The sequence below is a fragment of the Pseudomonas moraviensis genome (genome assembly GCF_900105805.1).
In the GTDB taxonomy this organism is placed as follows: Bacteria; Pseudomonadota; Gammaproteobacteria; order Pseudomonadales; family Pseudomonadaceae; genus Aquipseudomonas; species Aquipseudomonas moraviensis_A.
The window spans coordinates 3,389,726-3,409,466 of record NZ_LT629788.1 but is presented as its reverse complement, the minus strand read 5'-3'; the positions used below and the strand labels follow the sequence as shown (position 1 = coordinate 3,409,466).

Sequence of the window (19,741 nt, the reverse complement as noted above, 5' to 3'; positions counted from 1 at the left end):
TTGCCTGACACATTGAGACTCAGCTGTATCTTTGCCGTCTGCGGGATATTTCCTAAGCTTGCGCAAGACCTTTTTCAGGAGACCCATCTCCTGTCCGATTCCATGAGAAACGAGACCATGAGCGACAACCGACAGTGGGCCCGCGAAGCCATCCGCATCATCGAGGCGGATTTCCAGCGCAGCGCCGACACCCACCTGATCCCTTTGCCGCTGCCCGGTTTTGCCGGCATCGAGTTGTATTTCAAGGACGAATCCAGCCACCCGACCGGCAGCCTCAAGCATCGCCTGGCCCGTTCGCTGTTCCTTTACGCGCTGTGTAACGGCTGGCTGAAACCCGGCGCGCCGGTGATCGAAGCGTCCAGCGGCTCGACGGCGATTTCCGAAGCGTATTTCGCGCGCATGCTCGGTTTGCCGTTTATCGCGGTGATGCCCGCGACCACTTCGAAAGAGAAGATTGCCCAGATTGCCTTCTACGGTGGCCAGAGCCATCTGGTGCAGGATCCGACGCAGATCTATGCCGAATCCGAGCGCCTGGCCCGCGAGCATGGCGGTCACTTCATCGACCAGTTCACCTACGCCGAACGCGCCACCGACTGGCGGGCGAACAACAACATCGCCGAGTCGATCTTCCAGCAGATGCGTTTCGAAAAACACCCAGAGCCGACCTGGCTGATTTCCAGCCCCGGCACTGGCGGCACCACCGCCACCCTCGGGCGTTACGTGCGCTATCGCCAGCACTGCACCCGCGTGTTGTGTGCCGATGCCGAGCGTTCGGTGTTCTTCGATTTCTATCAGAGTGGTGATGCGAGCCTGCGCCTGGACTGCGGCTCGCGCATCGAAGGCATTGGCCGGCCTCGGGTGGAAGCATCGTTTCTGCCCAAGGTCATCGATGCGATGGTCAAGGTGCCGGACGCATTGTCGCTGGCGGCCATGCATTATCTGGCGCAGCGTTTGGGGCGGCATGTCGGCGGGTCGAGCGGGACCAATCTGATCGGCGCCCTGATGGCGGCGCAGCAGATGAAAGCGGCGGGGCATTCTGGGTCAATCGTGGCGATCCTGTGCGATGGCGGCGAGCGGTATGCCGACACGTACTACGATCAGGATTGGCTGAAAGCGCAGGGGTATGAACTGGGTGATTTGATTGCAGCGGTGGCGGCGAGTGCCGAGCGCGGGGAGGCGCTGCCGACCTCGGTGTTGCGCGCGAATATCTGACACGCCCCAATCAAATGTAGGAGTGAGCCTGCTCGCGATAACGGTGTGTCAGACGCCATAAATGCTGACTGACACGCCGCTATCGCGAGCAGGCTCACTCCTACAAGGGTTTTGTATCAGTCAGTAAGGCCGAGGATATCGCGAGCCACGGCCTCGGCAATGCGAATCCCGTCGACGCCCGCCGAGAGAATCCCGCCGGCATAGCCCGCGCCTTCACCGGCCGGGAACAGGCCCTTGACGTTCATGCTCTGCAGCGACTCGTTGCGGGTGATGCGCAGCGGCGACGAAGTACGTGTCTCGATCCCGGTCAGCACGGCGTCGTGCAGCGAATAACCGCGAATCTGCTTTTCGAACGCCGGCAAAGCCTCACGGATTGCTTCAATGGCAAAATCCGGTAGTGCCAGAGCCAGATCGCCCAGCGCCACCCCCGGCTTGTACGACGGCTCGACTTCGCCCAGTTCGGTGGAAGGCTTGCCGTTGATGAAATCGCCAACCAGTTGCGCCGGGGCCTTGTAGTCGCTGCCGCCAAGGATGAACGCGTGGGATTCGAGGCGTTCCTGCAACTCGATACCGGCGAGCGGGCCGCCCGGGTAATCGACTTCCGGGGTGATGCCGACGACGATGCCGGAGTTGGCATTGCGCTCGTTACGCGAGTATTGGCTCATGCCGTTGGTGACCACACGATTGGGCTCGGACGTCGCCGCGACCACGGTGCCGCCCGGGCACATGCAGAAGCTGTAGACCGAACGGCCATTCCTGGCGTGGTGCACCAGCTTGTAATCGGCAGCGCCGAGTTTCGGGTGGCCGGCGTATTTGCCCAGACGTGCACGGTCGATCAGCGATTGCGGGTGCTCGATGCGGAAACCCACCGAGAACGGCTTGGCTTCCATGAACACGCCACGGCCATGGAGCATGCGGAAGGTGTCGCGGGCACTGTGGCCGAGGGCGAGAACCACGTGTTTGGAATGCAGGGTTTCGCCGCTGGCCAGTTGCACGCCGAGCAGTTGGCCGTCTTCGATCAGCACGTCGGAAACGCGCTCCTGAAAGCGCACTTCACCGCCCAGTTCGCGGATCTGCTCGCGCATGTTTTCGACCATGCCGGTCAGGCGAAACGTACCGATGTGCGGCTTGCTGACGTAAAGGATTTCTTCCGGTGCGCCGGCCTTGACGAACTCATGCAGAACCTTGCGCCCGAGGAATTTCGGGTCCTTGATCTGGCTGTAGAGTTTGCCGTCGGAGAATGTACCCGCGCCGCCTTCGCCGAACTGCACGTTGGACTCGGGATTGAGCACGCTTTTACGCCACAGGCCCCAGGTGTCCTTGGTCCGCTGACGGACTTCGGTGCCGCGTTCGAGAATGATCGGTTTGAAGCCCATTTGCGCCAGCAGCAGACCGGCGAAGATACCGCACGGGCCGAAACCGACGACGATCGGCCGCTGGCCGAGATCGCTCGGGGCCTGACCGACGAATTTGTAGCTGACATCCGGCGCCACGTTGACGTTACGGTCGTCGGCGAACTTGCCCAACACCCGGGCCTCATCGCGTACGTTGAGGTCGATAGTGTAGATGAAGCACAGTTCGGAGGACTTTTTGCGCGCGTCATAGCTGCGCTTGAACAAGGTGAAATCGAGCAGATCATCGCTGGCGATGCCCAGACGCTGCACGATGGCGGCGCGCAGGTCTTCTTCGGGATGGTCGATTGGCAGCTTGAGTTCGGTGATTCGTAACATGGCGGGATCCGGATTCGCGGGGCGCACAACTGCGCCAGGGCGTTTGAAGGCGGCGATTATAAGCCGCCGCGAGCGAATCCGTGGGGGAAAAACGATCAGTCGTTGCGCGCGCCGCCGAAATAGCCGCAGCCGCGCTGCACCTGACCGTCGATGCGCAACTCGGCGCTCATGTGCTGCACGCTGCCGGTGCTGCTGTCGACGCAGCGCTGCGGCGCGACCCATAATTCGATGCGCTGGTTGTTGGCTTCGCTGCTGAGATTGAAGCGGCCGTCGCCCAGTTGCTCTTCCACATAGGGCACGGCGAGCGGGGGCTGGCCGTCGCGCTCGATGACCATGCCTTTGCCGCTGACCTTGGCGTTCCACTCCGGGCCATGGCCGGCGGCGCGCAGGATCAACAGTTTGAAATTCGGGTCATCGCAGGCTGTGCCCGAGCGTTCGACGCGATACAACTGGCCCAGGTCGAGGCGATCGCCGGAGACCTTGCCGCGCACATCGGCAAACAGCTTGCCTTGCTCGTCGGCGAGGGTGGCGGCCTCTTGCAGGACGCTGGTGCCGCCGATGTCATTGACCACCAGTTGCCGCTGCTCCTGACACGGCTGGAACACCAGTTTGCCGTCGGCGGCGGTCAGTTGCCCCTGCATCCGCGTCTGCCCGGCATGGGACACACTTGCACGCTGGCCGTCGAGCAACTGGCAGGCGGCAAACAACGGTAGCAGGGCAACGAGGACGAACGAACGGGCAACACGCATCTTTGGCTCTCCAGACAAGTGCTGCCACGTTACGCAGCCTGACCCCCAAATGCAAAAGATCGCAGCCTGCGGCAGTTTCTGCAGGGAACCATAAAGTCCTGTGCAGGAGCTGCCGAAGGCTGCGATCTTTTGCTCTTAACCGACGTGAAACGTCTGCCCTGTTTGCAATCCCTCGACACTTTTCGCGTAGGCCAATGCGACGTCCGCTGCAGGAACCGACTTGAAGCCACGGAAATAGGGCGCGTATTTGCCCAAGGCTTCGGTCAGGACGGTCGGGCTCACCGAGTTCACCCGCAGGCCCCGCGGCAGTTCGATGGCGGCGGCGCGGACGAAGCTGTCGATTGCGCCATTGACCAGCGCTGCCGAGGCGCCGCTGCGAATCGGGTCGTGGCTGAGCACGCCGGTGGTGAAGGTGAACGAGGCGCCGTCATTGGCGTACTCGCGACCGATCAGCAGCAGGTTGACTTGGCCCATCAGTTTGTCTTTCAGGCCAAGGGCGAAGCTGTCTGCAGTCATCTCGTCCAGCGCTGCGAACGTCACGTTGCCCGCTGCGCAGATCAGCGCATCGAACTTGCCGGTCTGTTCGAACAGCTTGCGGATTGACGCGCTGTCGCTGATATCCACTTGCAAGTCACCGCTGTTACGACCGATACGGATGACTTCGTGGCGTTGCGACAATTCTTTGTCCACCGCCGAACCGATGGTGCCGCCGGCGCCTATCAACAGAATCTTCATCGAGCTGTACCCCAAGTGAGTGAATGAGGTTTCAGTCTAGAGTGGTTTTTTCCGCGGATAAGCGCACTAATGGGCAACCTTTGGTTTTCAATTGGAAACAATCCATGAGCGAAATGGATGACCTCGCCGCATTCGCCGTACTGATCGAGGCCGGCAGTTTCACCCTCGCGGCGCAGCAGTTGGGCTGCAGCAAGGGCCAGTTGTCCAAGCGCATCAGTCAGCTCGAAGCGCAGTTCGGTGTGGTGTTGCTGCAACGCACCACCCGCCGTTTGAGCCTGACGGCGGCGGGGGCGGCGCTGCTGCCGCAAGCGCAGGCACTGGTGGTTCAGGTTGAACGCGCACGGCAGGCTTTGGCGCGGTTGAAGGACGACATGGCTGGCCCCGTGCGCATGACCGTTCCGGTATCGCTCGGCGAGACCTTCTTCGATGGCTTGCTGCTGGAGTTTTCCGGGCAATACCCCGAGGTGCAGATCGAGCTGGAGCTGAACAACAGTTATCGCGATCTGTCCCGCGACGGTTTTGATCTGGCGATTCGCGCCGAAGTCGCCAACGACGAGCGGCTGGTGGCCAAGCCGCTGTTGGCGTGGCACGAAATGACCTGCGCCAGCCCGGCCTACCTTGAGCGCTTCGGCGAACCGGCGGCGCCGCAAGCCTTGGCCGAGCATCGCTGCTTGCTCAATAGCCATTACAGCGGGCGCGAAGAGTGGCTCTATCACCAACAGCACGAGTTGTTGCGGGTGCGGGTGTCAGGCCCGTTCGCCAGCAACCATTACAGCCTGCTGAAAAAAGCCGCGCTGTCCGGCGCCGGCATCGCCCGTTTGCCGTCGTATCTGCTGCAATCCGAACTGGCTGACGGCCGCTTGCGCTGGCTGCTGCGCGATTATCAGACCCGACGGATGCCGATGTACCTGGTGCACCCGTATCAGGGCGGATTACCGAAGCGCACGCAGGTGTTGGCGGATTATCTGATGGGCTGGTTCAAGCGCAGTGGCGAGGCGCTGGATCGACTGCAGCGCTGAAAGCAATCCCCTTTGTAGGAGTGAGCCTGCTCGCGATCACGGTACATCAGCTACGAATTCATCAACTGACAGTCCGCTATCGCGAGCAGGCTCACTCCTACACTTCAGGTCAGCGTTGGAGGCGGCGAGCAATCAGGTGATCAATCGACAACTTGCCCGGGCCGGTCGCCATCAGGTACAGCAGCACCGCCGCCCAGGTGCCGTGGGTCGGGTAGGCATCCGGGTAGACAAACAGTTGAATGGTCAGGGTCATGCCGAGCAACGCCAGCGCCGAAAACCGTGTGGCGAGGCCGAGCAGGATCAGCAGCGGGAACACATGCTCGGCAAACGCCGCCATGTGTGCGGCAATCTCCGGCGACAACAGCGGCAGGCTGTACTCGCTCTGAAACAGCGGAACCGTCGAATCAGCCAAGCGCGGCCAGCCCAGTTCAAATGTGCCGTCAAACAAGTCGACGGCCAGCCCTTCGATCTTGGTTTGCCCGGATTTCCAGAACACGGCGGCGATGGAAAAACGCGCGATGAAGGCAATCAGACTGAGAGGGATTTTTTCGAACGACGCGATGACGCGCAGGATCAGGCTGTTCATGGCAACTCCTTGTAATTGAGCCGGGTGATCGCGTTATGCGCAATCAACAGCGCGAGGGTTTGGGCGAGATCGAACGGCGGACTTTTCTCTGCTGCCACCAGCAGTGGTCGCCCTCCCGCAAGGTGACGAATAAACACGCTCGCCGCGGTCTCGAGAGCAAACACTTCAACATCGAGACCGTTGCGCAGCACCAGGGCGTGTTGGCCTTGATTCAGGCCAATGCCCGCCAGACTTTGCTCCTGCTGATGCGCGGCCCAGATCGCAACCACCGCATAGGCGGAGTCGAGCAAATGCAACGAAGGATGTAATTCGAAACACAGCTCGCTCAGCGACTGCGGATCGGCCAGCGCGGCGCTGACTTGCTCCGGCCGGATCGGCTGCGCATCGGCGGCGTGATAGGCGAGGGTGCGCAAATATTCGAGTCGCGCGACATCGGCCACATAAGGCACGCCGGCGATGGGTTCGAATTGCCCGATGAAGTCAGCGAAGCCCTCGCCGTAACGGCTCATCAACGGACTCTGTGGCGGCTGACTGCGTACGAAAATCGCCGCCATGGCGCGGAAAAATTCCTCACCGACCAATTGCTGCACCACCGGATAACTGTCGGCCAGGGCATTGATCAGCGAGCTCTGCACATTGTTGCGATAGACCGCGAAACGCCGTGACGGATCGGCGCCATTGCGGCTGCACAGGCCCTTGGGGTACGGCAGTTGCACATCGAGCAGGGCGGCGGCGAAGTCCGCTTGCGTGCTCATGCCGCACGCTCCGCTCGGCGCAACAGCGTATCGGCGTGCTGCGCTTCGGCAAGCAATACGTCAAAGGCCGGCAGGTGATTGTCACGTTCGATCAGCGTCGCCACCGGGCCGATCCGACGCAGCACTTGCCGGTACAGATGCCAGACAGCCTGATCAATCGGCGCGCCATGATCGTCGATCAGCAAGCGATCGCCGAGATTGTCGCGATCTTCAGCGAAGCCGGCCAGATGAATCTCGCCGACTGCGTGCAGCGGTAACGCATCGAGATAGGCCAGCGGATCGCGTTGATGATTGATGCATGACACGTAGACATTGTTGACGTCGAGCAACAAGCCGCAACCGCTGCGGCGGATCACTTCGGCGATGAACTCGGCCTCGTCGATCGTCGAATGCTGAAACGCCAGATAGGTCGCCGGGTTCTCCAGCAGCATTGTTCGTTTCAAGGTGTTCTGTACTTGATCGATATGCGCGCAGACGCGGTTCAGGGTCGGCGTGTCGTAGGCCAGTGGCAGCAGATCATTGAGGAACACCGGGCCATGGCTGGACCACGCCAGATGTTCGGAAAAGGCTTGTGGTTGATAGCGCTCGATCAGCTCGGCAAGGCGTTTGAGGTGCTGGCTGTCCAGCGGGCCTTCGCCACCGATCGACAGTCCGACGCCATGCAAGGACAGCGGGTACTGTTCGCGAATCAGACCAAGAAAATGATGAAACGGGCCGCCGGCCACCATGTAGTTTTCGGCGTGGACTTCGAAGAAACCGAGGTCCGGTACGGAGCCGAGCACTTCGAGGAAGTGCCCGGTCTTGAGCCCCAGCCCGGCGCGGGCAGGAAGCTCGGTGCGAGCGGCCTGAGTGCGCGGCAGGGACGGTTCGTGATGACTGAACATGGGCGTCACTCAGGCAGGCCTTGAATCAGGACTTGGCTTTGAAGGCTTCGAGCTGGCCGAAGCCAGTCGGCGAGGTTGTGCTTTCGGTGGTAGCGCAGGTGCCTTTAGGGACGAGTTTCCAGGCGTTGGCCTGATAGTCCGTTTTCGCCGTGCCAGCGCAGGTGGTGCCGGCACCTGCAGCGCAATCGTTCTTGCCTTTGAGGGCCACGCCGAAGCATTTTTCCATGTTGGCATCGGCGGCCTGGGCGGTGGAGACAGTGGCGATGCTCAGAGCGGAACCGAGGGCCAGAACCAGGGCGGTGGCGGACAGGGTGCGGGTAGTAGCAGTCATGATGTTTCTCCAGTTTTTTATCAGGGTTTCTGCAAGCGGTCTGCGCTTGCTTGTCCCTCTAGAGAACGGGTGGCGGGATGCGTTACACGCGGGGCTGAATTTTTTATAAAAATCTTCAGACCACCGCGTCCCCTGTAGGAGTGAGCCTGCTCGCGATGGCGTTTTGTCAGTCACTGCCGTTGCGACTGATACACCGCTATCGCGAGCAGGCTCACTCCTACAGGGGATTTGTGGTGGGCATGAAAAAACGGCCCGAAGGCCGTTTTTCTGTCCAGCGATAACATTCAACCGCCGAGGTACGCCTCGCGTACTTTCGGGTCGGTCAGCAGCGCTTCACCGGTGCCTTGCATGACCACACGGCCGTTCTCCAGCACGTAGGCGCGGTCGGCAATTTTCAGCGCCTGGTTGGCGTTCTGCTCGACCAGGAACACCGTCACCCCGTCCTTGCGCAGCTGTTCGATGATGTCGAAGATCTGCTGGATGATGATCGGTGCCAGGCCCAGCGACGGCTCGTCGAGCAGCAGCAGCTTGGGCTTGCTCATCAGCGCACGGCCGATGGCGAGCATCTGCTGTTCGCCGCCGGACATGGTGCCGCCGCGCTGGTTGAAGCGCTCTTTCAGGCGTGGGAAAAGTCCGAGAACCTTGTCCATCTGTTCCTGATAGTCGCCCTTGTCGGTGAAGAATCCGCCCATGGACAGGTTTTCTTCCACGGTCAGGCGGGCAAATACCCGACGACCTTCCGGGACCACGGCGATGCTCTTGCGCATGATCTGCGACGAGTCCTGGCCGACCAGTTCCTCACCCATGTAGCGGATGCTGCCGCTATGCGCCTGCGGCGAACCGCACAGCGTCATCAGCAGCGTGGATTTGCCGGCACCGTTGGCGCCGATCAGCGTCACGATCTCGCCCTGACGGACTTCGACGTTAACGCTGTGCAGGGCCTGGATCTTGCCGTAGAAGGTGGAAACGTTTTCGAACTGCAGCATTTACGCTTCCCCCAGGTAGGCTTTGATCACTTCAGGATTGTCGCGGATCTGTTCCGGCGTGCCGTCGGCCAGCGGAGTGCCCTGGTTGATCACGACGATGTGGTCGGAGATGCTCATGACCAGTTTCATGTCGTGCTCGATCAGCAGCACGGTGACGTTGTGCTCTTCACGCAACACACCGATCAGCGCCTTGAGGTCTTCGGTTTCCTTCGGGTTCAGGCCGGCGGCCGGTTCGTCGAGCATGAGGATCCGCGGGCGGGTCATCATGCAGCGGGCGATTTCCAGACGCCGTTGCTGGCCGTAGGCGAGGGTGCCGGCGGTGCGGTTGGCGAACTCTTTGAGGTTGACCTTTTCCAGCCAGTACTCGGCAAATTCCATCGCCTCGCGCTCGCTTTTGCGGAACGCCGGGGTCTTGAACAGGCCGGACAGGAAGTTGGTGTTCAAGTGACGGTGCTGGGCGATCAACAGGTTCTCGACCGCGGTCATGTCCTTGAACAAACGCACGTTCTGGAAGGTACGCACCACGCCCTTGAGGGCGATCTTGTGGCCCGGCAGGCCCTGGATGGGCTCGCCGTCGAGCAGGATGCTGCCGCCGGTAGGCTGATAGAAACCGGTCAGGCAGTTGAACACGGTGGTCTTGCCGGCGCCGTTCGGGCCGATCAGGGCAACCACCTGTTTTTCCTTGACGGTCAGCGCCACGCCGTTGACCGCCAGCAAGCCGCCGAAGCGCATGCTCAGATTTTCGACTTTAAGGATCTCGCGGCTCATTTGCGCAACTCCATGTGTGGGCGTTGCATCGGCAGCAGACCTTGTGGACGCCAGATCATCATCAGCACCATCAGCGCACCGAACATCAACATGCGGTACTCGCTGAACTCACGCATCATTTCCGGCAACAGGATCATCACGATCGCCGCCAGGATCACGCCCAGTTGCGAGCCCATGCCGCCCAACACGACGATGGCGAGGATGATCGCCGACTCGATGAAGGTGAACGATTCCGGGGTCACCAGACCCTGGCGCGCGGCGAAGAAGCTGCCGGCGAAACCGGCGAACGCAGCACCCAGGGTGAACGCGGAGAGCTTGATCACGGTCGGGTTCAGGCCCAGCGCACGGCAGGCGATTTCGTCTTCACGCAGCGCTTCCCACGCGCGACCGATCGGCATGCGCAGCAGACGGTTGATGACGAACAGCGCGGCCAGTGCGAGCAACAGCGCAACCAGGTACAGGAAGATCACCTTGTTGATCGAGTTGTATTGCAGGCCGAAATACTCGTGGAACGTCTGCAGGCCTTCGGCGGCCTTGCGCTCGAAGGTCAGGCCGAAGAACGTCGGCTTCTCGATGTTGCTGATGCCGTTCGGGCCGCCGGTGATGTCAGTCAGGTTACGCAGGAACAGACGGATGATCTCGCCGAAGCCGAGGGTCACGATCGCCAGATAGTCGCCACGCAAACGCAATACCGGGAAGCCCAGCAGGAAGCCGAATGTCGCCGCCATCAGGCCGGCAATCGGCAGGCAGATCCAGAAACTCAGGCCGTAGTAGTGCGAGAGCAGCGCGTAGCTGTAGGCGCCGACGGCGTAGAAACCGACGTAACCCAGGTCAAGCAGGCCGGCCAGACCGACGACGATGTTCAGGCCCAGGCCGAGCATCACGTAGATCAGGATCAGCGTTGCGATATCCACCGCGCCACGGGAACCGAAGAACGGCCAGACCAGGGCAATCAGAATCAGCGCAATGATGAAATAGCGCTGGGTGGTCGGCAGGGTCAGGAAGTTGCTGGCCTTGGCCGGGATCAGCGGCATGCCCGGCGAGGAACGCCAGGCCTTGCTGATCTGCTGGTTGAACAGCACGCGCAGAAACATCAGCACCGAGCAGATCGCGATGGTCGCGAGTACCGCCGGGCTGGTGTTGTGCACTTCCAGATTGATGCCGACGATGGTCAGTTTCAGTCCGAGTACCGGGTAGGCCACCGCCCACACCAGCAAGGCACTGAACAGTGCCTGTTTAAGATTCCTAGTCATACTTTCTCAACCTCCGGACGGCCCAGAATGCCGGTCGGACGGAACAACAGCACCAGAACCAGCAGGCCGAACGCGACGACGTCCTTGTACTGGTCGCCGAAGATATCGGCACCGAACGCTTCCGCTACACCGAGCACCAACCCACCGAGCATGGCCCCGGGGATGCTGCCGATGCCGCCCAGTACCGCAGCGGTGAAGGCCTTGAGGCCGACGAGGAAACCGGCGTTCGGGTTGATCACGCCGTATTGCATGCTCAGCAGCACCGCCGCCACGGCGGCCAGCGCAGCACCGATGACGAAGGTCAGGGCGATGATGTTGTTGGTGTTGATGCCGAGCAGGTTGGCCATCTTGATGTCCTCGGCACAGGCGCGGCAGGCGCGACCCAGGCGGGAACGGGAGATGAACAGGGTCAGGCCGAGCATGGCGATCAGGGTCACGACGAACACCACGATCTGCATGTAGGAAATCAGCACTTCTTGTGCGCCACCCGGACCAAAGGCGAAGTTGCCCGGGATCAGGTTGGGGATCGCTTTGTCCTTGGAGTCTTGCGCCAGCAGAACGGTGTTCTGCAGGAAGATCGACATACCGATGGCGGAAATCAGCGGGATCAGACGGTTGCTGCCGCGCAGCGGGCGGTAGGCGATCCGTTCGATGCTGTAACCGTAGGAACTGGTGACGACGATGCTGGCGATGAACGCCGCGGTCATCAACAGCGGGACACTGTCGAGTCCCATCATGGTCAGCCCGGCGATGGCGATGAACGCCACGTAGGAACCGATCATGTACACCTCGCCGTGGGCGAAGTTGATCATTCCAATGATGCCGTAGACCATCGTGTAGCCGATGGCGATCAGGGCATACATGCTGCCAACGTTGAGGCCGTTAACCAGCTGTTGGAAGAAGTGATAGAGGTCAGGCATTACAGCGCTCCTAAAAACCTGTACGCATTTCACTGGTGGAGTCATTTTCCCGCCCGGCCCCGTGGATCTCTATCCACTTCGAATCCGGGTTTTGCCAGCGAACCGCTGATGACGGTTTTGAGATTTTCAGGTGGGCAGACTGGCGGATCACGCCAGCGCGGCCCTTACATTCGCAAAACAAAGCCCACGGCACGCCGTGGGCTTTATTGGCAGTCAGTCGGGCATGGCCTTACTGAGGCGAAACTTCGGTTTTAGGTTTGCCGTTGTGCCACTCGTACACGACAAATTTGAAGTCTTTCAGGTCGCCCTTGTCGTCGAAGCTCAGGTCGCCGGTCGGGGTCTTGAACGAACCGGCGTGGATGGCTTCAGCGACTTTGGCCGCGTCTTCGGACTTGGCCGCCTTGATGCCTTCGGCAATCACGGTCACCGCCGAGTAGGAAGGGAACACGAACGGACCGCTCGGATCTTCCTTCTTGGCTTTGAAGGCGTCAGCCAGAGCAACGTTGGCCGGATCCTGGTCGAAGGACTTCGGCAGGGTCACCAGCAGGCCTTCGGAGGCGTCCTTGGCGATCTGGGTGATCGAGTCGTTACCCACGCCTTCCGGACCCATGAACTTGGCTTTCAGGCCTTTTTCCTGAGCCTGACGCAGAATCAGGCCCAGCTCCGGGTGGTAGCCGCCGTAGTAGACGAAGTCGACGTTGGCTTGCTTGAGCTTGGCGATGATTGCGGAGAAGTCCTTGTCACCAGCGTTGACGCCTTCGAAGACGGCAACCTTGGTGCCTTTCTTCTCGAGGGTCGATTTCACGGCGGTGGCGATACCTTCACCGTACTGCTGTTTGTCGTGCAGCACGCCAACCACTTTAGGTTTCACGTAATCGGCGATGTAGTTGCCGGCGGCAGGGCCCTGGGCGCTGTCGAGACCGATGGTACGGAAGATCATTTTGTAGCCACGGGCGGTGATGTCCGGGCTGGTGGCAGCCGGGGTGATCATGATCACGCCTTCGTCTTCGTAGATGTCCGAAGCGGGCTGGGTGGAGCTGGAGCACAGGTGACCGACCACGAACTTGACGCCATCGTTGACGACCTTGTTCGCTACCGCTACCGCTTGTTTCGGGTCGCAGGCATCGTCGTATTCAACGGCTTGCAGTTGCTTGCCGTCGACGCCGCCCTTGGCGTTGATCTGCTCGATGGCCATTTTCGCGCCACTGAACTGCATGTCGCCGTACTGGGCTACTGGACCGGTCTTGGGGCCGGCGATACCGATTTTGATGGTGTCAGCTGCGAACGAATGGCTGGCAACCCCGGCCAGAACCATAGCGGCAAACAGTTTGGAAATCTGCTTAGTAGCCTTAGTCATAGTGCTCCACTCTTACTGTTGTATTTTTTAGAGTTCTGGCGCCGTAGCAGCAGAACCGGGTCAGATATCTTCGCGATACCCTCCGGAAAATGCCCCGGCAACTGTACCGGTACAGTGTAGAGCGCCGCTTGATCAACTGGGAAGCAGGCGCCACGGGGCAAAACTTGAGGGTGTCGCATTTTTGAATGAAAGAGACAGAATTGCGGCGGGGCAATCGGGGGCATATATCCCAAAAGGCAGCATTCCCTGGCCTTCCTGCTTTTTTCGTTCGGTGAAGCCATTTGCAACCGGGTTTTTCTGACGGACCACCGACGTTATCATTCGCGTCGATTTCTTTTCCGGACAGCTCCCATGAATCAAGAACCTAGCACCCTCTATGCCAAGCTGCTTGGTGAAACGGCATCAATTACCTGGAAAGAGCTGGAGCCGTTCTTCGCCAAGGGTGCCCTATTGTGGGTCGACCCCGACCTTGATTTGATCGCTGCCGCCGAGGCCGTAGCATCGGACGAGGGCGAGAAAGTCGCGGCCTGGCTGGCCGAGGACAAGGTCGCCAAGCTGTCTGAAACGCGGGCGCTGGATATTTTCGATCGTGATCCGCAGCTGTGGGCTGTAGTGGTTTCACCGTGGATTCTGATCCAGGAAAGGGCGGTCACTTCGGGTGATGCACCTTGATGGTGCGACGGGGCGTCTTCGAAAAGTGTGTAGCCGAGTAGCGTGATGGCACCTTGCCGTGGAGAAACACCACGCCTCACGGTGACGTAAACGTAACGGGAACAGTTCATTGAGCGGCCGGACGGTCGCTTAATTGTTTCTGGATGTTGGTTCAGCAGAATTTTCGGTGTTTGAAGGGCCTCATCGCGAGCAGGCTCACTCCTACAGGGGAACGCATTCCGAAATGTAGGAGTGAGCCTGCTCGCGATTGAGACGACCCGGTCTTTGATCAGACCGAGTAAGTCTTCCCGGTATGATTATTCAGCGAAATCACCTTGGTCTTGCCAATCCGGTGGCGGTAGATCTCGCGCAAATACTTGATCGACTTCTTCACGCAATCACGCGACAGGCGGATGTCATTGATCGAGACGAACTTGTCTTTGTCGTTGATCAGCTCGCGATACTTTTTCTCGTACATCGGTTTGATCGCGTACCAATTGGTGTCGAGGATCTTCGCCGGGTTTTCGAATTCGTTGAGCAGGTCGTCGATACGCGCTTCGTCGAAATCTTCCTGAATGATGAAGTCGAGAATCGAGTTGTCCAGCGTCTCGTCGAAACGGTACGGGTTCTTCGCGAAACAGCGCTTGATGAACGCCACGATCAAGGTCAGGAAATCGTCCGACAGGCATGGGCTCTTGGCGATCAGCGTGGTCAGCGACAGGTTGGCCGAAGCGCCGATCACCAGCGCGTAGCGCTTGAGCGTGGTGTTGGGGAACAGGCTGTTGAGGTGGGTCTTCAACCGGTTCAGGTCCATGTACGACAGCTTGTAGTCTTTCGGCAGCGAGACGATCGAGACCACCGACGAGCAGTTCTTGAAGAAGTGCAGATCGTGCAGCGCTGCCGCGTCGTAACCGGAGTTCTTGTACTGCTCCAGCGAAGCGCGATAACGCTTGGATTCGATCGGCAGCAGGCTGATGCCTTCGATCGCCTGAGTGACCTTGTTGAAGTGCGGCAGGTCGATCGAGCGGAAGAACAGGTCGTCGATGTTCAGGCGCTGCGGCTCTTTATCGAAGACCTTGAACTTGTCGCTGCTCGGCGGCGGCGTTTCCGGGACCACCGATTCGGCGTAGGCAATCGCCACCGGGCCGGCCAGACTCATGAACAGGTCATTGGCATCCAGGCGGATGGTTTCGCCGATGTCGATGCCGGCGCGGCGGAAGTAGTTCTGGTCGTAGTCCGTGGTGACTGCCTGCGCCGTCAGAATGTTGAAGATCTGCTGCGAGATGTACTGGTTGGCGTGCTTCTCCATGGCATTGACATCAATGTTCTGGATATTGCCGTCATCGCTTTCTTCGGCGTATCGCATGATGTCGTTGGAGATCAGCATCATCGCGTTCCACGGGCGGATACGCCCCATGACGCTGGCTTCGCTGCTGTCCTCGTTGGCGAAGTTGTAGGAGAAATCCCACTCCTCCGACAGATATTTGCACAACAGGCGCCCGGCGTTGATGTGCAGGGCTTCGGACATTTCGCTGCGGTGATCGGAAATGTTCGGCAGCACGCAAATGCCGCTGGTGAAGATCGGTTCGAACACAAACGAATGGCCGCTCTTGCCGTCGTGCTCGTCCATCGGCTTGGTGTCGAAGGTCTTGTTCATGTACGAGTGCTGCTGCGCCAGACCGAACTCCGAGGCCATGCCGGAACCGGTACCGCCGCCGGCACTGAAGATCGAGAAATACAGGCGCGACTGGTTGGCCTTGATCCCGCAGCTGTCGATCAGGTACGAGTGAATCATTTTCCAGTCAGGGCTGGAGAAGCGCTGGGTGTCCTTGTTGAGGATGATCTTCGCCAGGTACTGGCCGAGGATCGGCGCGTTACCGGCGCCGCCGGCGTGGACTTCGGACAAGTCCATGATCTTCATTTTGCTGTAGTCGCGCAGGAAGCCGCTTTTCTCGCCCTTGCGCGAGAAACGGATGCGCCCGGCGATGTCCTTGTCGAGGTCGCCGAGCATCACCAGCGGTTCGACCAGGAATACCGGTTTGGTCGATTTGCTGGTGCCGATGCGCAGATTGTTCTTGATCCACTGCGCCGGGCTGTAGCCCTTGTCGGCCAGACGCCGGTCAGCCGGGCGGTCTTCGTTGTTGAATTCGTTGAGGTAGAACTTGCGCGCGTTGTACACCAGCTCCGCCACGTCGAGGGCGATGTTGGAGCCGCAGCGACCGAGGCCGATCAGGCACACCGAAGGAAATTCCTGGTCGCTGTGCTGCTCGTTGTCGCCTTCCAGATGCGCCGGGCGCGGAAATACCGAGTCGCGCAGACCGTCGAGGTTATCGAGGATGCGGTCGGTGTTGGTTTCGGTGAAGTACAGATATTGCTGGGTCGACAGCGGGCGTGAAGGCTGCGCGGGTCGGGACAGTGACGCGCTGTTCGCGGCGGGGCTCAGGGTCAGATCGGCTGTTGCACTGGCGGGATTGTTTTTGGAGGTCATGGTGCGCCATTTACCTGGACTGGGTTGGCTCGCCGCACAGTGCCGGCGAACCTCACGGAATTAGATCTCGCGTCTTGTGTGCGCGAATACGGCCCGGGCGTCGTGGTGCTGGCTGCTTTGGTCGCCGGGCGGAATCCTTTCCTGATCGTTGATGAATCGGCCATGATTCGGTGATCTTTAATGGAAAAGAGGCAAAATGATGTCAACGCTACCTTCGTTGGGGTTTGCCGGAATCGGCCTGATGGGCCTGCCGATGTGCCAGCGTTTGCTGGCGGCGGGTTATCCGCTGACCGTGTGGAACCGCAACCCGGACAAGTGCGCACCGCTGGTTGCGGTCGGCGCCCGGCAAGTGACGAGCCCCGCCGAACTGTGTGCGCACGCTGACATCGTCATGCTGTGTCTGGCCGATACTGCCGTGGTGCGTGACGTGGTGTTTGGCGGTGGCGGTATCGCCGAAGGTGCGAAAAAAGGCCAGCTATTGGTGGATTTCTCCAGCCTTGAACCGACCGCGACTCGCGAGATGGCTGCAGCGCTGGCCGAGAAAACCGCCATGGCCTGGCTCGATTCACCGGTGTCCGGCGGCGTGGCGGGGGCCGAGGCCGGCAGTCTGGCGATCATGGTCGGCGGTGCGGCGGCGGATCTCGAACGGGTACGCCCGGTGCTACTCAACCTGGGTCAGCGCGTCACGCACATGGGCGGCATCGGCGCCGGGCAGGTGACCAAGGCGTGCAACCAGATGATCGTTGCCTGCAATGCGCTGGTGATCGCCGAAGTGGTGGCGTTGGCCGAGCAGGCCGGGGTCGATGCCCGTCTGATCGCCGAAGCGCTGGCCGGTGGTTTCGCCGATTCGAAGCCGTTGCAGATCCTCGCCCCGCAAATGGCCGAGAGCCGTTTCGAGCCGATCAAATGGCACGTGCGCACGCTGCTCAAGGATCTCGACACGGCGGTGAAATTTTCCCGCGAACAGGGTTCGGCGACGCCAATCAGCGGATTGGCCGCACAATTGATGCGCCTGCATGGGGCGCAAGGCTTTTTAGCGCAGGATCCAGCGACACTGGTGCAAATGTATCGCGGGCCAGACTCAGAGGATTGATCCCGAGCACGGGTTTGCGCTGGTTGATTTCATCGAGCACCGCGCGCAGTTCGTCCAGCGGCACCGGGCGGCTGAGCAGATAGCCCTGAATGAAATCGCAGCCCGAACGCTCGAGAAACTCATATTGCTCCAGGCTTTCGACGCCTTCTGTGACCACTTGCAGATGCAGGGTATGCGCCATGACGATGATCGCCTGGACGATCTCCATGTCCGCCGTGGCAGTGGGAATATCGAGGATGAACGAGCGGTCGATCTTCAGAGTATTCAGCGGCAGGCGCTTGAGGTAGGCAAGCGATGAGTAGCCGGTGCCGAAATCATCGATCGACAGCGACACGCCGAGGGCACGGATCTGCCGCAGCAGTACCAGGGTGTTGGCGATATTGCCCATCAAAGCGTTTTCGGTAACCTCCAGTTCAAGGCGTTCCGGCGCTACCCCGGCGGTGCGCAATGCGTGTTCGATCTCCTCGGCCAGCTCTTCCCGCGCCAGATTCAGTGGCGAGCAGTTCCAGGCGATTTTCAATTCTGCACAACCATGCCGCGACAGTTCGCCAAGATCCTTGCAGGCGCGGCGCAGCACCCAGTTGTCCAGTTCGGCGATCAAACCGTTGTTCTCGGCGATACCGATAAAGCGATCGGGCGTGAGCAAGCCGTGAAGCGGATGCTGCCAGCGGATCAGCGCTTCGAGCTTGGTCACGCGCCCGGTTTTCAGTTCGAAGATCGGCTGGTAGTAAAGCATCAGCGCGTTGTCTTCCCGTAACGCGCCGCGCAGTTCTTCTTCCAGTTGCAGCTCACAACTGGCGCGGGTCTTCAGGCTGGAATTGAAGAAGTGCAAGCCGTTGCGCCCGGCGCCCTTGGATTGGTACAGCGCCAGGTCGGCGTGCTTGAGCAGCTCTTCGCAGGTGGTGCCGTCTTCGGGAAACAGGCTGATGCCGATGCTGGTGGTCATCACCATGCGCCGGCCGGCCAGTTCGATCGGCTCTTTCATCTTGTGCATGATGCGCTGCGCCATGCCGCGCGCCTCTTCGCGGTCGCGCAGGCTGATAAGGATGCAGAACTCATCGCCGCCGAACCGCGCGACCACGTCTTCGTGGCTGCGCACCGAGCTCTTGATGTGTTGGGCGATGACTTTGAGCAGCGCATCCCCAGCATCATGGCCGAGGCTGTCGTTGATGCGCTTGAAATGGTCGATGTCGAGAAACATCACCGCGAGCATGCCACCTTCGCTGGTTTTCTGGCTGAGCTTCTCGGCGAACATCTGGTTGAAGCCACGGCGGTTGATCAGGTTGGTCAGCGCGTCGTAATTGGCCGCTTGCTGCAGGGACATGCGCGCCTGATCGAGCTGGCTGAGCAACGCGTTGACCCGGCGCAGATCGTTGTCCTTGTTTTGCAGTTTCTTGTCGGCGAGAGCGGCGCTGATCGCACTGCCGAGGATCAACAGGATGATCAGCGCCACGGTCAGGCCCAGTTGCAGATGCCCGGTTTCGGCGCCGCTCGCTGCCAGAGCGCCTTCGGGAAGCACCAGATCCAGGGCAGCCATGCCGGTGAAGTGCATGCTGATGATGCCAGCACCGAGGATCAGCGCCGCGCTGTACTTGAGCAATTGATGCGCGACGCCGCTGCCTTCGCTCAGATAACGCGCCACCCACAGCGCGGCGAAACTCGCGCCGATGGCAATCAGCACCGACAGCGCGAACAGTCCTGGCTGATAGTAGGCGGTGGCGCTCGACTTCATCGCTGCCATGCCGACGTAATGCATCCCCGCGATGCCCAAGCCGATGACAAACGCAGTTTTGAGACAATGCAATGCGCTTGGCTGGACCTCGCTCAGGGTGTGCATGGCCAGCCATGAGGCGAGCAGGGCGATCAGCAAAGAGAAAAGGGTGATGCCGAGGTCGTACTGAATGTCGATCGCTGTCTGGAAAGCCAGCATGCCAATGAAGTGCATGGCCCAGATGCCGCCGGCCAGGCACGTCGCGCCGATCCAGCGCCAAATCCGCCGCGATCCCGGATCTTCGGCATGCACGACGCGCTCAGCCATGTCGAGGGTGGCGAAGCTCGCCGCGCAGGCGACCAGATAGGCCACCAGCACCAGCAAGGGATTGTGACTGCAATCGAGGAGTATCTGCCCGCTCGCCGGCAGCTCGGCAACAAACTGCAAACCAAGCCACTCCATAGCGTGCCCCGTCTCGGATTCATCTGGCCCGTGCGTCAATCCAACGCAGGC

The 19,741-nt window shown here is 60.4% G+C and carries 18 protein-coding genes; 4 read left to right on the top strand and 14 right to left on the bottom strand.

Annotated features, from left to right (window positions below; all coding sequences use genetic code 11):
• Window positions 1–117 precede the first annotated feature (117 nt).
• Complete coding sequence (locus BLU71_RS15160; protein ID WP_065615240.1) at window positions 118–1,212, top strand: PLP-dependent cysteine synthase family protein; 1,095 nt, start codon at window positions 118–120, stop codon at window positions 1,210–1,212.
• A gap of 116 nt (window positions 1,213–1,328) precedes the next feature.
• Here the strand turns inward: BLU71_RS15160 and BLU71_RS15155 are convergent, their stop codons facing one another.
• From BLU71_RS15155 to BLU71_RS15145, 3 genes are all read right to left on the bottom strand, one after another.
• Entirely contained in the window at window positions 1,329–2,942 is a 1,614-nt protein-coding gene (locus BLU71_RS15155; protein ID WP_083353406.1) for an NAD(P)/FAD-dependent oxidoreductase, read from the bottom strand.
• 95 nt (window positions 2,943–3,037) lie between these two features.
• A complete protein-coding gene (locus BLU71_RS15150; RefSeq protein WP_083353405.1) occupies window positions 3,038–3,691 on the bottom strand; it encodes a COG3650 family protein in 654 nt (217 codons plus the stop codon).
• 135 nt (window positions 3,692–3,826) lie between these two features.
• Window positions 3,827–4,426 carry a short chain dehydrogenase gene (locus BLU71_RS15145; RefSeq protein WP_083353404.1) on the bottom strand — a complete coding sequence of 200 codons (600 nt, stop codon included), beginning with the start codon at window positions 4,424–4,426 and terminating at the stop codon, window positions 3,827–3,829.
• A 104-nt stretch (window positions 4,427–4,530) separates the two neighbouring features.
• Between BLU71_RS15145 and BLU71_RS15140 the strand changes: the two genes are divergently transcribed.
• Window positions 4,531–5,445 carry a LysR family transcriptional regulator gene (locus tag BLU71_RS15140; RefSeq protein ID WP_042608207.1) on the top strand — a complete coding sequence of 305 codons (915 nt, stop codon included), beginning with the start codon at window positions 4,531–4,533 and terminating at the stop codon, window positions 5,443–5,445.
• Between the two features lie 109 nt (window positions 5,446–5,554).
• Here the strand turns inward: BLU71_RS15140 and BLU71_RS15135 are convergent, their stop codons facing one another.
• From BLU71_RS15135 to BLU71_RS15095, 9 genes are all read right to left on the bottom strand, one after another.
• A complete protein-coding gene (locus tag BLU71_RS15135) occupies window positions 5,555–6,031 on the bottom strand; it encodes a DoxX family protein (protein WP_083353403.1) in 477 nt (158 codons plus the stop codon).
• Entirely contained in the window at window positions 6,028–6,786 is a 759-nt protein-coding gene (locus BLU71_RS15130) for a DNA-binding domain-containing protein (protein WP_042608205.1), read from the bottom strand. Before BLU71_RS15130 ends, BLU71_RS15135 begins: the two co-directional genes overlap by 4 nt.
• Window positions 6,783–7,670 carry a DUF692 domain-containing protein gene (locus BLU71_RS15125; RefSeq protein WP_083353402.1) on the bottom strand — a complete coding sequence of 296 codons (888 nt, stop codon included), beginning with the start codon at window positions 7,668–7,670 and terminating at the stop codon, window positions 6,783–6,785. Before BLU71_RS15125 ends, BLU71_RS15130 begins: the two co-directional genes overlap by 4 nt.
• A gap of 25 nt (window positions 7,671–7,695) precedes the next feature.
• Window positions 7,696–8,001: a DUF2282 domain-containing protein gene (locus BLU71_RS15120; RefSeq protein ID WP_065615234.1), complete on the bottom strand. Its 306-nt coding sequence runs from the start codon at window positions 7,999–8,001 to the stop codon at window positions 7,696–7,698.
• A gap of 284 nt (window positions 8,002–8,285) precedes the next feature.
• The gene (locus BLU71_RS15115) at window positions 8,286–8,987 is read right to left on the bottom strand and encodes an ABC transporter ATP-binding protein (RefSeq protein WP_003222380.1); all 702 of its coding nucleotides are present in this window, start codon (window positions 8,985–8,987) and stop codon (window positions 8,286–8,288) included.
• On the bottom strand, window positions 8,988–9,755 hold the full coding sequence (livG, locus tag BLU71_RS15110) for a high-affinity branched-chain amino acid ABC transporter ATP-binding protein LivG (protein WP_016771357.1): 768 nt from the start codon (window positions 9,753–9,755) through the stop codon (window positions 8,988–8,990).
• The gene (locus tag BLU71_RS15105; protein ID WP_016771356.1) at window positions 9,752–11,008 is read right to left on the bottom strand and encodes a high-affinity branched-chain amino acid ABC transporter permease LivM; all 1,257 of its coding nucleotides are present in this window, start codon (window positions 11,006–11,008) and stop codon (window positions 9,752–9,754) included. The genes livG and BLU71_RS15105 overlap by 4 nt, the downstream gene beginning before the upstream one ends.
• Window positions 11,005–11,928, bottom strand: a complete 924-nt coding sequence (gene livH / locus BLU71_RS15100; protein ID WP_016771355.1) for a high-affinity branched-chain amino acid ABC transporter permease LivH — start codon at window positions 11,926–11,928, stop codon at window positions 11,005–11,007. Before livH ends, BLU71_RS15105 begins: the two co-directional genes overlap by 4 nt.
• A gap of 229 nt (window positions 11,929–12,157) precedes the next feature.
• Window positions 12,158–13,285: a branched-chain amino acid ABC transporter substrate-binding protein gene (locus BLU71_RS15095; protein ID WP_064364193.1), complete on the bottom strand. Its 1,128-nt coding sequence runs from the start codon at window positions 13,283–13,285 to the stop codon at window positions 12,158–12,160.
• A 351-nt stretch (window positions 13,286–13,636) separates the two neighbouring features.
• On the opposite strand from BLU71_RS15095, the gene BLU71_RS15090 reads away from it, so the two are divergent.
• A complete protein-coding gene (locus tag BLU71_RS15090) occupies window positions 13,637–13,957 on the top strand; it encodes a DUF2288 domain-containing protein (RefSeq protein WP_042608201.1) in 321 nt (106 codons plus the stop codon).
• A 268-nt stretch (window positions 13,958–14,225) separates the two neighbouring features.
• Here the strand turns inward: BLU71_RS15090 and BLU71_RS15085 are convergent, their stop codons facing one another.
• Window positions 14,226–16,424 carry a hypothetical protein gene (locus tag BLU71_RS15085; RefSeq protein WP_042608200.1) on the bottom strand — a complete coding sequence of 733 codons (2,199 nt, stop codon included), beginning with the start codon at window positions 16,422–16,424 and terminating at the stop codon, window positions 14,226–14,228.
• Between the two features lie 196 nt (window positions 16,425–16,620).
• Here BLU71_RS15085 and BLU71_RS15080 point away from each other — a divergent pair, with 196 nt between their 5' ends.
• Complete coding sequence (locus tag BLU71_RS15080; RefSeq protein ID WP_162276425.1) at window positions 16,621–17,517, top strand: NAD(P)-dependent oxidoreductase; 897 nt, start codon at window positions 16,621–16,623, stop codon at window positions 17,515–17,517.
• Here the strand turns inward: BLU71_RS15080 and BLU71_RS15075 are convergent.
• Complete coding sequence (locus BLU71_RS15075) at window positions 17,408–19,690, bottom strand: putative bifunctional diguanylate cyclase/phosphodiesterase (protein WP_083353401.1); 2,283 nt, start codon at window positions 19,688–19,690, stop codon at window positions 17,408–17,410. The genes BLU71_RS15080 and BLU71_RS15075 overlap by 110 nt on opposite strands.
• Window positions 19,691–19,741 lie beyond the last annotated feature (51 nt).

Excerpts from the sequence above, each read along its gene's own strand:
- BLU71_RS15160 (WP_065615240.1), top strand. The coding sequence starts at position 118 with ATGAGCGACAACCGACAGTGGGCCCGCGAAGCCATCCGCATCATCGAG.
- BLU71_RS15155 (WP_083353406.1), bottom strand. The coding sequence starts at position 2,942 with ATGTTACGAATCACCGAACTCAAGCTGCCAATCGACCATCCCGAAGAA.
- BLU71_RS15150 (WP_083353405.1), bottom strand. The coding sequence starts at position 3,691 with ATGCGTGTTGCCCGTTCGTTCGTCCTCGTTGCCCTGCTACCGTTGTTT.
- BLU71_RS15145 (WP_083353404.1), bottom strand. The coding sequence starts at position 4,426 with ATGAAGATTCTGTTGATAGGCGCCGGCGGCACCATCGGTTCGGCGGTG.
- BLU71_RS15140 (WP_042608207.1), top strand. The coding sequence starts at position 4,531 with ATGAGCGAAATGGATGACCTCGCCGCATTCGCCGTACTGATCGAGGCC.
- BLU71_RS15135 (WP_083353403.1), bottom strand. The coding sequence starts at position 6,031 with ATGAACAGCCTGATCCTGCGCGTCATCGCGTCGTTCGAAAAAATCCCT.
- BLU71_RS15130 (WP_042608205.1), bottom strand. The coding sequence starts at position 6,786 with ATGAGCACGCAAGCGGACTTCGCCGCCGCCCTGCTCGATGTGCAACTG.
- BLU71_RS15125 (WP_083353402.1), bottom strand. The coding sequence starts at position 7,670 with ATGTTCAGTCATCACGAACCGTCCCTGCCGCGCACTCAGGCCGCTCGC.
- BLU71_RS15120 (WP_065615234.1), bottom strand. The coding sequence starts at position 8,001 with ATGACTGCTACTACCCGCACCCTGTCCGCCACCGCCCTGGTTCTGGCC.
- BLU71_RS15115 (WP_003222380.1), bottom strand. The coding sequence starts at position 8,987 with ATGCTGCAGTTCGAAAACGTTTCCACCTTCTACGGCAAGATCCAGGCC.
- livG (WP_016771357.1), bottom strand. The coding sequence starts at position 9,755 with ATGAGCCGCGAGATCCTTAAAGTCGAAAATCTGAGCATGCGCTTCGGC.
- BLU71_RS15105 (WP_016771356.1), bottom strand. The coding sequence starts at position 11,008 with ATGACTAGGAATCTTAAACAGGCACTGTTCAGTGCCTTGCTGGTGTGG.
- livH (WP_016771355.1), bottom strand. The coding sequence starts at position 11,928 with ATGCCTGACCTCTATCACTTCTTCCAACAGCTGGTTAACGGCCTCAAC.
- BLU71_RS15095 (WP_064364193.1), bottom strand. The coding sequence starts at position 13,285 with ATGACTAAGGCTACTAAGCAGATTTCCAAACTGTTTGCCGCTATGGTT.
- BLU71_RS15090 (WP_042608201.1), top strand. The coding sequence starts at position 13,637 with ATGAATCAAGAACCTAGCACCCTCTATGCCAAGCTGCTTGGTGAAACG.
- BLU71_RS15085 (WP_042608200.1), bottom strand. The coding sequence starts at position 16,424 with ATGACCTCCAAAAACAATCCCGCCAGTGCAACAGCCGATCTGACCCTG.
- BLU71_RS15080 (WP_162276425.1), top strand. The coding sequence starts at position 16,621 with ATGATGTCAACGCTACCTTCGTTGGGGTTTGCCGGAATCGGCCTGATG.
- BLU71_RS15075 (WP_083353401.1), bottom strand. The coding sequence starts at position 19,690 with ATGGAGTGGCTTGGTTTGCAGTTTGTTGCCGAGCTGCCGGCGAGCGGG.